This is a genomic window from Paenibacillus marchantiae (assembly GCF_028771845.1).
Classification (GTDB): domain Bacteria; phylum Bacillota; class Bacilli; order Paenibacillales; family Paenibacillaceae; genus Paenibacillus; species Paenibacillus marchantiae.
On the sequence record NZ_CP118270.1, the window covers coordinates 1,252,829 to 1,266,890 of the forward strand.

The following is a 14,062-nucleotide window of genomic DNA, read 5'->3' on the forward strand; positions in this document are numbered from 1 at the left end:
GTATTACCAATAAGGGTTGACTACGTTGCGCGTCTAGCGCCAGCGTGGTTTAGAGCATGAGTAAAGAGCAGAGGATGATTGAAGCCATCACACTCTCTATACATGCCCCCTGCCACAAACTGATCGCCTTGAACATCTTGGATTACTTCTTCTCCGCCAGCCACATCGCAATATTCGCGATTTCTTCATCCTTCAGCTTGTCTTTGAACGAAGGCATACCGCCGCTTTTACCTTTGACGATGGTCGTATAAATCTTCTCCACATCGTCCTGGCTGCCAATCTTCTGCAGACTAGGGCCCATGCCCCCTTGAAGCTGATCACCGTGGCAGGTAATACAGTTTGCTTTGACCAGTGCCTCAGCCTGTCCTGCATCCATTGTAACTTGCGGCATCGTCGGTTTCGCTTCTTCTGCAACTTCCTCTTTCCCTGGAAGCGTAAACATTAGTACAATAGCTAAAGCGCACGCTGCAAAAAATACCCCGCTCATGATCCATTTGTGCATCCCTTATGTCCCCTCCAGAATGAAAGATCATCTAACTTGAAACTATCCATATCATTATAACGGAACCTGTAGTGACATCATAGCATTTTGTGGTAATTTTTTGAACTAATCACATAACCGGGGACTTTTTGGGGTGATTTCAAGCCCTAGTTATTCGCGTGGACCTTCATAGACCATACAGTAAAAAGGTTTCAAACCACCCGGTGTCTGTCGTTCGTATGTATCCTGCGTAACAAATCCGGCTTTGAGATAGACACGAATAGCCCGGTCATTCCAGGTCAGAACTTCCAGATCAATTTCGTTTGCAGGGTTCCGGCGAATGGCTTCCTGCACAATGGCCGAGACAAAAGCCGTTCCTTGACCATGACCACATCGATCGGGGTGCATGCCAAGTCCGATGCGGGTTACACCTTCAAGAGGGAAGTACTGAGCAAAACCGCAAATCTGCTGATCCTCTCCCAGCACCACCGCATATTGTTCTTTCCGTAGCTTGGGATCGCCGAATTCCACTTCAAGTGCTTTCATCTGCTCCCAGGGCAGCCAGCTATAAATATTATAAGGCGGGTCATACTGCCAATCGCAGATTAGTTCCGCGTGTTCTTCTTGCATGGGCACAACGTGAAACGTCACAGGGGCTTCATCCATACAACTGCACGCTCCTCTCATTGTGAACAAGCTATAATGATTTTGATTTGTCCATATACATATACATATGTCATTCCATATCTAAACTTGTTTTCACTCTACAAAAGAGGCGTTCATTTGGCAAGTCCTCGTTTTTGAAAAAAAGTGAAACAAAAGTTCCGGTAATTTCGTTTATATTATAGTGGGATGGGTAAAAACATTATAAGAGCACGGGCAAAGCAATGAAAAATAGCTTTAAAAAAAGTTAAAATTAGGTTTGATAGCTATCCCGAATATGTTAAGGAAACGAAGCACAAAAAAACCGCCGGATAACATTCCTGCGGAGAATGTACCAGACGGTTCTATTATGCTTCGTTACAGTAAAGTTATTGTTACAGCATGACGTTGCTCGGCTTGTCCCTATTCAATGGCCAATGTCTCATATGCGTCCGTGCTCATAATACGTTTAGCGCCAACATAGCGGTTGGCCCAATAGCTTTCGCTTAATTCGCTAATTGTAACTCCTTTGGAAGAAGAGGAGTGTGCAAACTTCCCATTCCCTACAAAGATCCCTACGTGCGAGACCCCTTTGCCCGTTGTATTGAAGAATACCAGATCACCTGGTCTCATTTCCATCCGGGATACCGAATCACCCATGTCGAATTGTGAACTCGATTGGCGAGCCAGATCAATGCCCAGCTTGTCGAATACATAACTTGTGAATCCAGAGCAGTCAAAGCCGTTAAGCGTTGTTCCTCCGCTTTTGTATGTAGTCCCCATTGCTGAATCAATAACTTGGTCCATTTTCGAATCTGCGAATGCGCTGCCTGCTCCAAGCGATAATGCGAATGTGAGGCTGAGTACAGCTGCGGTTAATTTCTTCTTAAACAAGAGATATACCCCTTCCAATGCCTGCGAGGTTAGCTTAAGGATTCGGTTGAAGGTCCCCTATGATCCCTCTGTTGCAAGATCAATTCACCCATAACTGGTTCCCCCGCTTCCCAGGTGCTAGGAATTTGGCTATGCTAGTTATGCACCTGCGAAATCAAGAAATGACGATTAAATTTTAAGTAGTTACAAATATGAAGGTAAAGATTACAAAGTTGTTACTAAAAACTCACTGCGATTATTGTAACAGAGGTATATCACTTTGGCAACGTTTAACAACAAAATTAACAAAAAAACCTCGACCTTTGACGGGGAAAGGTCGAGGTTTGCTTGTTTAACGGCATTTGAAGAATACAACTTTACATAGAGATGGTAACCGTTTTTAACCGTTCGATTTAATCCTTGACCGAGTTGGACTGCCATAGGCGGAAATGGGCACATATTTTCCACAGGCTCAGCAAGCACCGGGCAAGTGGATACGTTTGTTGTAGGATAAGGCCAGTTAAGCCGGTTAGTAACCATGAAGCTGAAGTAAAGGCGCCAAAGACCAGCAGATGAAGGCCGCCCAGCAGGACAGCAATGCCGATTAGAGTGATGACTTGGCGTAGTGCAATCCATATAGCTTGAAACGTACCACGTGCTCCGCCTTCCCCATCGGGAGCTGAGATACCAAACTGCATGTACAGTAGGACATGATGGATAACCCACCCGTATACAATCCAACCAGCAACATAGGGAATACCAGGCAAGAGCAGATGGAGGGAATGAAAACCTTCCATAAAGATGGAATAGAGCTTTGGCGCGAGCCAATAAGCGGGTAGCAGCAGTAATATAGTCCGAATGGTGTGGAGCAACAGCATCGGTTTCCATAAATTTTTGATACCGCGAATGAATGGAATGCGCTCTTCCGAATGGTTATAATGCTGGAGCGAGTAGAGCAGCCCTGCCTGAATGAGTGGGCTAATCAGAATCCGTATCAGCAGCATAGCCCCTAAAATCCATAAATAGCGGTGAACCTCCGGATTCGTTGTCAGACCGAGTTGGCTCTCCATTTTAAATAAAATCGTACTGAGTTCCCCTGTATCAGGGTCAGGATAACGCAGGAGCAGCGGAACCACAGCTGACTGCACCATCCGATAAAGAAAGTATCCCCATACTAATTGATAGAGAAATAAGAGTGCCGCAATGAACATATGCTGACGGACGAGAAACCAGCCTTCACGTATTTTCGCTTTCACTGTATCCACCTCACCATGACAGACTTCCGAATATGGCTTCTATAATTTTGGTTGCGCTCATGCTCCAGCGGGATTTAGTTGGCTCATCCAGTCCGGCTTTCAGAAAATTGTTCATATGATGGTTCTCCAGCACAATCGTGTATAGCGGATCAGTCATAGCCCAGGAAACAGGGGAAGTATAGGTCAGTTTGTAGGTAATGCGCTCCTCGCTACCATCCCATTCTTTCGTCATGGTTTTCCCATCTTCGAACATAATTCGAACAGGAACCTTCTTATATTCACTCCCTTTTTTCTGCAATGTAACCGATGACTCGTACAACGTTTGGCCGTCTTTCAGGATAGGATTGATTGCGATCTTTTCCACTGCAAAGTCAGCCATGCCATCGCCGTATACATACTGATTAAAATAATCGGTCCAGGATGTACGCGTCACTTGTTCCACGACCTTTTGAAAATCAGACGAAGTAGGGTGTTTGAAGCGGTATTTATTCACATAGGTCGAGAGAATACGCTCCATCGTTTTAGCACCAACCTGTTGTTCTATTCCAAGTAATACAAGCTTGCCTCGTGTGTATACGTTTGCTGCATATTGATTCTGGGAATCAAACTTCCAGGAGTCCTGTGTCAGTGAAGCTGGAGAAGTAATGAGACCAGCTTGTACGGGCAGATTCGGGATAAGTCCGTATTCCTGTTCCATTACTTTGTCTTCTGCATAGGAGGTGAATCCTTCGTCCAGCCAAGCCTCTTCAAATTCATTACTCGCGACCATGCCGTAAAAATACTGATGCCCAATCTCGTGCACAACCGTGCGTTCCAGATCGTAGCCAGGAGCAGAATCATCTGCACCGAAGGCGGTGACCAAGGTAGGGTATTCCATTCCCCCTGCGCCATTCCCTGATTTGGGCGGGACAACGATGGACAGTGTGGAATACGGATAAGGGCCAAACCACTTGCTATAATTGGATAGCGCTGCTTTGGCGGCGTAGAAATAACGTTCCTTCAGATCCTCATGAGCAGGGTCGAGATACAGCTTGATTCTTACGCCTGGCACATTGGGAGCAGAGAAGGGTTCTTCTGCATAAACAAAATCAGGAGAGGCTGACCAGGCAAAATCATGCACATCATCGGCATAGAACTGATATACTTTTTCGCCGTTCTTCACAACCGCTTGCTGGGTTGGGAATCCAGTAGCAGCTACTTTGTATGTTTCCGGTACCCGAATACGCACACTATAGATACCAAAATCGGCGTAAAACTCTGAATTACCGTGATACTGATGCAGATTCCAGCCTTCGGTCGTCCGACCTCGTGTGCCTACTGGCTCATATACGCTAAGTTTAGGGAACCACTGACCTGCCATAACGAAATTATCTGCTGTTCCCATGCGGGCAAAAATTTTCGGTAGCTTGACCTCAAATCGGGTGTGAAGCGTGATGCTTTCACCGCCTTTAACGGGTTTGGGCAGCCGTACCTTAATGAGGCTAGTATCTTTCATGTTTCCGTCATCCGGTTGCACATACTGCATCCGATGTAAGAGAGAAAGCCCATCCTCTGTTTTCATTTCTGTAATATGCATGGAACCGTAACCGTTCGTGGGCATGACATCACCTCGAAGTTTCCCTCCGGATTCTTTCATAAAAGTGGTGTCGGCAGAAGAGAAGGCATTGGGATACATGTGAAAATAAAGCTCGCTGACGGTTTTCTTACCTGGATGTGTCCAGGTGATCGTCTGAGTCCCTTGCAGTACATTCCCGTCTACCAGCTTCACATCCATGTGATATTCCACTACGCGGTTGCTGAACACTTCAGCGGTAGGTGTCTGTATACTTTCCGGAGATGTTTGGGTTTTGACGGGTGCCGTAGGCTTGCCCGATTCCGGGGCGAGCGCAGGCAAGTCAGATTGAATGGAGCGTGTGGAGCCCAGACCAAGCCATATCCCCCCGGCAACTACACACAGGGCTATAATTGCGGTGAGCCAGCTCTTGGCGCGTCGTGGAATCATCGTTAAATACCTCCCGTTGACAAGCATCTACAGCATGTATATGTTTGCATTGGGGCGATTATTAGTTAAAATATTTGTATCAACCCTTGGAGGCTATAAAACATGGACCAAAACGAGCAGAACGGCAAAAAACAGATTGCCTTGAATATCGTTAGTGCAAAGAGCAAACACAAAGGTTTCGGTGCAGGCTCCATTGATCTGAATAACCTTTCCCCGTTATTATTGATAACGGTGAAGCAAAGATTGATGTGGGCGCGATGCATGCGAAGAGCAAAGTGGAGCGCAATATCAAGTTCTCGACTAATCGTGAGGATGTGCCCAATGGACGCCAAGTATGGCTAGTATGGGTAGCTGTGGACCGTAACGAACAGGGGCAGTTCTATGGTGGAGCAACTGCGTGTGAGATGTGGATTGATACAGAAGCGCGTCGTGGATGGAAACTGCTTGCCGATCATGTGAATCGCATGGATTATGCCATGAAGCGCCGGTTCATGCTGGATGATCTTGGACCTGAGGATCGCGCGGCACTCAAGACGTTGCTGACTACGCATAACGAAGAATGGTGGAACGCTTCTCCGGATGAATTGAAAGAAGCGCTTGCCTAATTAATGAATGTTTCAAGCTGTTCAAAAAGAAGAAGCAAAAGCCCCGTGACCGAGATGATCGGTTCGGGGCTTTTGCTTTTATGCTAAATTGAATTTTACGGGTAATGACGCAATTACGTCATTACGTATTTACGTCACTTTGGTTATTCCACCCACCAGCGTTTGAAATCCTTCCACCATGAATGCTTCTCTTCCTGTATTCCCTGCTGGTTTTGCACTTCTCGAGTGTCTTTATCTTTCTCTGAACCCGAATCGTCTGAAGCGCTGCGGCAGACCTCGGTCGGTTCCGTGCCATCAATAAAAACTTCCAGCCGTTTCTCGGCGCAGCCATTGCCAGCCAGTTTGCCGGATTCGGGATCGATATATACACTGACGACGTTATCCGGTACAGTAAAAATCTTCGGTGGAACACTGGCGAGGGCCTGTTCCGTAAACTGGGCGAACATGGGTGCCGCACGACGCCCGTCGGATGTGGAAATGGCTTTGCCTTGATCGTAACCGACCCAGACAGCCGTTGAGAGCTCTGGGGTGAAGCCGACTAGCCAAGCATCCGTATTGGTCGTCCCCGTTTTGCCGGCGACAGGCCGTTTAATCGTTGCAGATACCCGATTACCCGTACCTCCATTTTCGAACACACTTTCCATCAAGCGTGTTAATACATAAGCGGCAGCGGGTTCAACGACCTTCTCGGCCTTGGTCTGAGGTGCTTCATAGATTACTCGTCCTGCGGCATCCGTCACTTGCAGAATGGCTACAGGAGGTGTCCGCTGTCCACTTGCGGCAATAGCGGAAAATGCTGAAGCCATCTCCAGTGGACTAACAGGCGAGGTGCCGAGTGCAAGGGAGGGTACCGGGCTCATGTTGCTCGTAATCCCTAGATTCTTGGCCATCTTCACCACTTGTTCAGGTCCAATCTGCATAATCGTATTTACCGCGTAGATGTTGTCCGAAGCGGCGATCGCTTGTCTCAGATCAATCTCACCTAAATACTTATCCCCGAAGTTGCCGGGTTTATAGGTTTTGCGATCATTGTCATAATGAAACAGGGTCGGCTCGCTTTTAAACATGGACGCACTGGTGAGCTGTTTCGATTCCAGGGCAGCCAGATACATAATCGGTTTAAAAGCAGATCCCGGCTGGCGTGTAGTCGCCAGTACATGGTTAATCTGATTGGTGCGGTAATTTTTGCCGCCCACCATCGCTTTGATATATCCGGTACGCGGATCGATCGATACCAGAGCCGTTTCGAGCTCACTTTTGGCGTCCATGCCCTTGGCTACGGCATCTTCCGCCGCTTTTTGTACACGCAGATCCAGCGTGGTGTATATATTCAATCCCCCATGATCCAGCATCGCTTCGCTGATTCCCAGCTCCTTGATGGCTAGATTCCGGATATAATCGCGGAAATAGGGTGCACTTTCTACGGTTTTGCGTTCACTTTCCGGCTTGAACGAGAGCATTTCTTCATAAGCCTTGTCTGCTTCCGCTTGCGTAATTTTGCCGATGTCAGCCATGGCATTCAATACAACCTTCTGCCGGTCCTTGGCGTTCTTCATATGATTATATGGAGAATAGTAGGTCGGACCCTTTGGAATCCCTGCAAGCATGGCACTTTCGGCAAGCGTCAACTGTTTGGCGGATTTGCCAAAATACATCCGTGAGGCTGCTTCGATCCCGTAGGCGCCGTGACCGTAATAAATTTCATTCAGGTACATCTGCAGGATTTCATCCTTGCTGTATTTCATCTCCAATTGTGCCGTGTACATCGCTTCCTTGGCTTTGCGGGTCCATGTCTTTTCATGGGACAAATACAAGTTGCGCGCGAGCTGTTGCGTTAGTGTACTTGCGCCCTGGGACATCTGCATATGTTCCAGGTTGACGAGTACAGCCCGTCCCATTCCTCGGATGTCGAAGCCGACATGATCATAGAACTTGCGGTCCTCTACAGCAAGTGTAGCGCTAACCAAATCAGGTGAGATATCTCCCAACTGCACGGGTACCGAGTCTTTGCCGCCTGCCGAGAAAGTGGCAATGACTTCGCCCTGGCTGTCCAGCAGCCTGGAATTGCGATCGGAGTCGGCCAGTGGCAGGCTGGTGGCGTATAGATAGACCAATGCTGCTGCTGTGGCGATTAGGCCGAGAATAGCGAGCAGAGTCAGGCTTTTGATGACTTTCCATATTCGGAACCCGCGTTTGCGGGTCTTTTGGCTTGATTGGGTCATGGAACGGGCTCCTTTCTTTTCTTTCCAGTATGGGAATTCAATGACACGGATATTCAATCCGGCCGTTTAACGGTTTAAAATATAGCTTTTTTGCAGGAAAAAACCGTTTTGCAGTATAAACGTCAATCGCGTATAATGCAAAAGGGTAATGAAAAGTAACAGTTCGGCACAACATACAATAGGCAAGGAAGGTCGAACAGTACCCATTGTCAGTGATTTGATTCTTTGATTAGTCAGACGCTATGTACGCTCTGGTCAATTTAATCTATATAAACTTTACGGAAAGAAGGTAGAGATTATGGAATTGTGGTTTACGGAGAAACAGACCCCCGCATTCGGAATCACCGCGAAGATTAAACAGACCTATGTAAGCGAAAAGACGGATTTTCAAGATCTGGCTATGGTAGAGACCGAAGAATTCGGCAATATGTTGCTGCTTGACGGCATGGTGATGACAACGGTGAAAGACGAGTTCGTTTATCACGAAATGGCGGCTCACCCTGCACTGAACACACACCCGAACCCGAAAAAGGTGCTGGTTGTCGGTGGCGGTGACGGCGGAGTTATCCGTGAAGTCATTAAGCATGCTGATGTAGAAAAAGCAGTTCTCGTCGAAATCGACGGGAAAGTGATTGAATATTCCAAAAAGTATCTGCCTGAAATCGCCGGTAAATTGGACGAGCCTAACGTTGAAGTGCTGGTGAACGATGGCTACATGCATATTATAGAGCATAAAAATGAATACGATGTAATCATCGTTGACTCCACAGAGCCTGTAGGTCCGGCTGCTCCGCTGTTTGAGCGCGGTTTCTACCAAGGTATCTATGAAGCGCTGAGAGAAGACGGGATCTTCGTTGCTCAAACGGACAACCCGTGGTTCAAAGCGGATCTGATCCAAAAGGTAAACAAAGACGTTAAAGAAATCTTCCCGATCGTACATGTGTACGGCTGTAATATCCCTACGTACCCAAGTGGTCTGTGGACTTTTACAATGGGTAGCAAAAAACATAATCCGCTTGAGGTGGACGAGACGCAGATTCCAGAGATGGATACGAAATATTACTCTCCACGTCTGCACAAAGCGGCGTTCGTTCTTCCTAAATTCGTGGAAGACCTTACGAAATAAGGAGGAATAATTAGATGAAATTGGATCAAGCTTATTCAGGAAACGTATTTATTTGCAGTTCAGAGGATTACGAGAACTCCAAAGCGGTCATTTATGGTATGCCGATGGATTACACCGTCAGCTTCCGTCCAGGGTCCCGTTTTGGTCCTTCCCATATCCGTCAGGCGTCGGTTGGACTTGAAGAGTACAGCCCTTACCTAGATAAAAGTATTGTGGATATGACTTACTTTGACGCTGGGGATCTGCTTTTGCCTTTCGGTAACGCAGGACGCAGTCTCGAAGTCATCGGAGAATACATCGGTGGCCTACTGGCGGACGACAAATTCCCGATTGGACTCGGCGGGGAACACCTCGTCACTTGGCCTGTTATTCAGCAAATGTACAAAAAATATCCGGACCTTATCCTGATCCATATTGATGCACATGCCGACCTTCGTGAAAACTATGAAGGCGAGCCATTGTCTCACTCAACGCCAGTGCGTAAAGCAGCTGAACTGATGGGTGGCAAAAATATTTATCAGTTCGGAATTCGTTCCGGTTCCCGGGAAGAGTTCCAATTCGGACGGGAGAACATCAACTTCTATCCGTTTGAAGTGGCAGCTCCGATGAAGGAAGCTCTTCCGAAAATGGGTAACCGTCCGGTGTACGTTACAATCGATATCGATGTGCTTGATCCATCTGCAGCTCCGGGTACAGGAACAGCAGAAGCGGGCGGTATTACGTCCAAGGAATTGCTTGAAGCCATTCACATGATTGCAGGATCAGATGTAAATGTGGTCGGTTGTGACCTGGTTGAAGTGGCTCCTATTTACGATCACACAGAACAGACACAAATTGTGGCTGCGAAGATGATCCGTGAAATGCTGCTTGGATTCGTGAAGTAATAGCAAAATTATAGCGTCCTCTGTCTGCGTCAGGTTGAAGCCTGCGTAGGAGAGGGCGTTTTTTTATGATCTTCTCCTGAACTTAATTGAACCTCTTTTCTGTATTGTGTTATACTGACAACAACAATAATCAGTAGTATATTAATTGATATATTGATTGATATATTACATTCGTGAAGTATATGGTGGTTGGTTCGACCATATACTAAAAAAAGAGCCTTCACCGCGCCAACGGTAAAGACTCTTAGGACCCGAAAGGCTGTGGACTGCCACGGCGCGCATGAACTAAATATTGCTATTCAAGCGAAACCCACCGTCAGGCGATCAACCTTATGAGGTGGGTTTTCGCTTGCTACGAAACTTTTTGCGCAACCAACGGTAAAGCTTTCGGATACTCAGCACTAAACTGAGGATCGCAGCAATCCATCGGATTACATCAAGCAACGCCACAAGTTTGACCATCGACGTCACCCCCTTTCGGGAAGCTGCGCCGTGATCAAGAAAACATCCACCTTTATTCAAAGTCCATAACATTGATTATAGCACGTACGTTCCCGTACCTCTACCATTTGTTGTATATATGATTCCGCCCGCGCGTTAAGCGAAAACACGTATTTGGGATGACTCTATCTTAATATTTATGTATAATATGGAAATAGAGGAAAGGAGTTTTTGTTATGCATGCAATCCGGGCTCAATTGAGTATGTATCCCAAATGGTTCATAGCGGTACTTATGATATTTACCATCAATCTTATAATAACAATGACTTTGTTCATCAATTTAACGCTAATACTGGCTAATCTCGCCATGCTATATATTGCCTTTAGCATCAGAACACTTAAATACAATAAATTGCATTTTGCCCTTTGCCTTGTTTTAAGTATCACTTTTGTGATCATTGCTTTTAAGGCATATCCCATTTAAATCAGCTCTTAGTAGAGATTAATGATCAACCACTCATGCCCATGAGATAATAAAATGTGGGCATGAGTGGTTTTTAATTGCAATAATGTTACGCGCGATAAACAAATTGTTACGTTAAATCCTGCAAAATAGGGTAAAAACATAGAAGGAGGTGTCACAATGACAACAAAGAGCAGAATGACATGGAAACGGATTGGCGCACTCGCACTATCAGTAACACTGGCTTGGGGACTGGGACCGGTACATACTCTATCCGGCGCTAACGCTGCATCCTCCCCAACGTGTGGAAGTGGAGATCACGGATTAACGGCTACGTTGAAAAAAGGCAGTGGTGTGGAAGACCAACGACTGCAATTTACGGATATCGATTTTCTGAACAATACAACCGGACGGGCTGGTGGTGAAGGCTTCCTTATTGGCACATCGAATTCTGGCTGCACTTGGCAGTCCATCTATACAGGCCAATGGCAGTTCACACAACTTGATTTCCCGAATAATGTGAATGGATTTGCTTTGGCACAGGTAAAGGACTCTCCAACGACATATCTCATCCGCTCAACGGATGGCGGTGCGCACTGGACACGGATGGATACTAAAGGTATACAGTTTAAACGAATTGATTTCCTCAATAAAAACGAAGGCTTTGGATATACCTATAATGGAGCTTATTTGACGAAGGATGGCGGTGCAACATGGAGCCCGATCTCCACACCAGCCAATACACGCGGAGCTGTGTTCACGACACAGAAGCAAGGTTATGCCATTGTAGTGGCTCCTGGTTCGGGATACCGTATCATGCAGACAAGTAACGGCGGCAAGAACTGGACGCAATCGCTGAAGGTAGCCTCAGCAACTTGGAGCGGTGGAGATTTATACGCAAGTGGTAACCAGGTATGGGCCCTTCTGTATGGCGACGCAGGAATGTCTCAGCAGTCGTATTCTCTCTACGCGAGTGGAAATGAGGGCAAGAATTGGAGACAGGTCTTTGCTCAATCCACAGCAGGTGGTGGCCCGGCTCCAGGTGCAAACAGCACAGGGAATGGAAAAGGCCCCGCAGACCCAGGGGGTCACCCAGGGAACATGGCATTGATCGGTAATCAGACGGCCTATCTCTCCGCAGGATCACCTGCAGCGGGCAAAGTGGGGATTGGACGTTCATATGATGCAGGTTCCACGTGGAAAAATATCGACCTGAAAGATCCAGGTTATAGCTCCCGCATTTCGTTTCCTTCTGCCAAAACAGGTTGGCTCGTCGTAACAAGCGACAATTCTCCTGCGATTTATGAGACGACAGATGGTGGAACAACATGGAAGCAAAAAATGTTATTGCCCGCTGTAAACGAGTAAATGGCGTTATGCCATGGAATAATTTTAAGGCGATTTCAATCTAAAATGGTATAAATCTCAACTAATTTGGCCTGATGAGGCCAGCCCAAACAAACAAGTCTTTTCCGGACAAATGAAACCGGAAAGGGCTTGTTTTTGCTTGAATAAAAACGGTTGAATCCTGTTCGGAAACACGTTATTGTAAGCGGTAACAACACTTTTGAGGAGGTTGAAATTATGGTTGATGTTATTCTAAAGGCAGATTCAGAACAAGGATTAATAAATCGCAATATATATGGCCATTTCTCAGAGCATCTGGGACGCTGTATTTATGAAGGCATCTGGGTTGGAGAGGACTCTCCTATTCCCAATACGGAAGGTATCCGAAATGATGTGCTTACTGCACTGCAAAAACTCCATATTCCCGTACTTCGTTGGCCTGGAGGTTGTTTTGCCGACGAATATCACTGGAAAGATGGCATAGGTCCAAAAAGTGAGCGCGCCCGGATGATCAATACGCACTGGGGCGGGATAGAAGAGAACAATCATTTTGGCACGCATGAATTCCTGAGACTATGTGAGTTACTTGATACGCAGCCATATATTAGCGGCAATCTGGGCAGCGGTACGGTGCAGGAGATGCAGGAATGGGTGGAGTACATCACGTTTGATGGGGAATCACCGATGGCGAACTGGCGGAAGAGCAATGGCCGTGAAGAGCCATGGAAGCTGAAATACTTTGGTGTGGGGAACGAGAACTGGGGTTGTGGCGGTAATATGCGTCCGGAATACTACGCAGATGAGTACCGTCGTTATGCTACATATGTACGCAATTATTCCGGGAATGAAATTTATAAAATCGCCTGCGGTCCCAATGACAACAACTATCACTGGATGGAGGTGTTAATGCGGGAGGCCGGTCGTTTTATGGATGGAATCAGCCTGCATTATTACACCATACCAACAGGTGAGTGGGCGGATAAAGGTCAGGCTACAGGTTTCGGAGAAGCTGAATGGTTCACCACATTGAAAAAGACGCTATATATGGAAGAGTTACTTGTGAAGCACTCCGAGATTATGGACAAATACGATCCTGAGGGCAGAGTCGGTATTATTGTGGATGAGTGGGGAACGTGGTATAACGTTGAGCAAGGTACGAATCCTGGGTTCCTGTATCAACAAAATACGATGCGTGATGCTGTACTTGCAGGGATCAATCTGAATATTTTCAACCAACATAATAAAAGAGTGCATATGGCCAATCTGGCCCAGATCGTTAATGTTCTCCAGGCGTTGGTCTTGACAGAAGGAGAGAAGATGCTGCTTACGCCTACATATCATGTGTTTGATATGTATCAGGTGCACATGGACGCGCAGCGGTTGGAACTGAATTACGAGAGTCCTGGATATACTTTCGGGGAAGAGACCATCCCTCAACTTAGTTTGTCAGCTTCTCGTAGTAATGATGGCGTTATTCATGTGACGGCGTGTAACCTTAGTCATACGGATAAGCTTGAAGTGGTTTGTCAGATTGAATCAACGAACGCTTCTGCTGTATCGGGACGAATTCTGCATCACGCAGATTATAGTGCGTTCAACACATTTGAACAGCCGAATCAGGTTCAACCTGCGGACTGGAAGGGTATTACACTCGAAAATAACAAACTGCGTTTTGTACTGCCTCCGGCCTCGGTTGGAGTGGTCGCTATAAAGGCTTGA

The 14,062-nt window shown here is 46.7% G+C and carries 10 protein-coding genes, 1 pseudogene and 1 riboswitch; of the genes and pseudogenes, 5 read left to right on the forward strand and 6 right to left on the reverse strand.

Going from position 1 to position 14,062, the window contains the following annotated elements:
- Positions 1-142 precede the first annotated feature (142 nt).
- The 5 genes from PTQ21_RS05695 to PTQ21_RS05715 form a co-directional block, all read right to left on the reverse strand.
- Entirely contained in the window at positions 143-502 is a 360-nt protein-coding gene (locus PTQ21_RS05695) for a c-type cytochrome (RefSeq protein ID WP_063567633.1), read from the reverse strand.
- Between the two features lie 150 nt (positions 503-652).
- The gene (locus PTQ21_RS05700; RefSeq protein ID WP_269055150.1) at positions 653-1,147 is read right to left on the reverse strand and encodes a GNAT family N-acetyltransferase; all 495 of its coding nucleotides are present in this window, start codon (positions 1,145-1,147) and stop codon (positions 653-655) included.
- A 399-nt stretch (positions 1,148-1,546) separates the two neighbouring features.
- Positions 1,547-2,017: a C40 family peptidase gene (locus PTQ21_RS05705; RefSeq protein WP_063567635.1), complete on the reverse strand. Its 471-nt coding sequence runs from the start codon at positions 2,015-2,017 to the stop codon at positions 1,547-1,549.
- Between the two features lie 3 nt (positions 2,018-2,020).
- Positions 2,021-2,158: riboswitch (cyclic di-AMP (ydaO/yuaA leader) on the reverse strand.
- Positions 2,159-2,409: 251 nt separating this feature from the next.
- On the reverse strand, positions 2,410-3,252 hold the full coding sequence (locus PTQ21_RS05710) for a hypothetical protein (RefSeq protein ID WP_090812022.1): 843 nt from the start codon (positions 3,250-3,252) through the stop codon (positions 2,410-2,412).
- A gap of 10 nt (positions 3,253-3,262) precedes the next feature.
- A complete protein-coding gene (locus tag PTQ21_RS05715) occupies positions 3,263-5,254 on the reverse strand; it encodes a M1 family metallopeptidase (RefSeq protein WP_274569096.1) in 1,992 nt (663 codons plus the stop codon).
- Between the two features lie 102 nt (positions 5,255-5,356).
- On the opposite strand from PTQ21_RS05715, the pseudogene PTQ21_RS05720 reads away from it, so the two are divergent.
- Positions 5,357-5,859: pseudogene (locus PTQ21_RS05720) on the forward strand (YwhD family protein).
- A gap of 143 nt (positions 5,860-6,002) precedes the next feature.
- Here PTQ21_RS05720 and PTQ21_RS05725 read toward each other — a convergent pair.
- Positions 6,003-8,081, reverse strand: coding sequence for a transglycosylase domain-containing protein (locus PTQ21_RS05725; RefSeq protein WP_274569097.1), 2,079 nt, complete (start codon positions 8,079-8,081; stop codon positions 6,003-6,005).
- Between the two features lie 298 nt (positions 8,082-8,379).
- Between PTQ21_RS05725 and speE the strand changes: the two genes are divergently transcribed.
- The 4 genes from speE (at position 8,380) to PTQ21_RS05745 (ending at position 14,062) form a co-directional block, all read left to right on the forward strand.
- A complete protein-coding gene (speE, locus tag PTQ21_RS05730) occupies positions 8,380-9,207 on the forward strand; it encodes a polyamine aminopropyltransferase (RefSeq protein WP_063567640.1) in 828 nt (275 codons plus the stop codon).
- Between the two features lie 14 nt (positions 9,208-9,221).
- The gene (gene speB / locus PTQ21_RS05735) at positions 9,222-10,091 is read left to right on the forward strand and encodes an agmatinase (protein ID WP_063567641.1); all 870 of its coding nucleotides are present in this window, start codon (positions 9,222-9,224) and stop codon (positions 10,089-10,091) included.
- Between the two features lie 1,085 nt (positions 10,092-11,176).
- The gene (locus PTQ21_RS05740; protein WP_274569098.1) at positions 11,177-12,364 is read left to right on the forward strand and encodes a WD40/YVTN/BNR-like repeat-containing protein; all 1,188 of its coding nucleotides are present in this window, start codon (positions 11,177-11,179) and stop codon (positions 12,362-12,364) included.
- Positions 12,365-12,580: 216 nt separating this feature from the next.
- Positions 12,581-14,062 (forward strand): alpha-N-arabinofuranosidase, encoded by a 1,482-nt coding sequence (locus tag PTQ21_RS05745; RefSeq protein WP_274569100.1) that lies wholly within the window; start codon positions 12,581-12,583, stop codon positions 14,060-14,062.

Coding starts and splice junctions, on each gene's coding strand:
- PTQ21_RS05715 (WP_274569096.1), bottom strand. CDS start 5,254: ATGATTCCACGACGCGCCAAGAGCTGGCTCACCGCAATTATAGCCCTG.
- PTQ21_RS05745 (WP_274569100.1), top strand. CDS start 12,581: ATGGTTGATGTTATTCTAAAGGCAGATTCAGAACAAGGATTAATAAAT.
- speB (WP_063567641.1), top strand. CDS start 9,222: ATGAAATTGGATCAAGCTTATTCAGGAAACGTATTTATTTGCAGTTCA.
- PTQ21_RS05725 (WP_274569097.1), bottom strand. CDS start 8,081: ATGACCCAATCAAGCCAAAAGACCCGCAAACGCGGGTTCCGAATATGG.
- PTQ21_RS05740 (WP_274569098.1), top strand. CDS start 11,177: ATGACAACAAAGAGCAGAATGACATGGAAACGGATTGGCGCACTCGCA.
- PTQ21_RS05700 (WP_269055150.1), bottom strand. CDS start 1,147: ATGGATGAAGCCCCTGTGACGTTTCACGTTGTGCCCATGCAAGAAGAA.
- PTQ21_RS05695 (WP_063567633.1), bottom strand. CDS start 502: ATGCACAAATGGATCATGAGCGGGGTATTTTTTGCAGCGTGCGCTTTA.
- speE (WP_063567640.1), top strand. CDS start 8,380: ATGGAATTGTGGTTTACGGAGAAACAGACCCCCGCATTCGGAATCACC.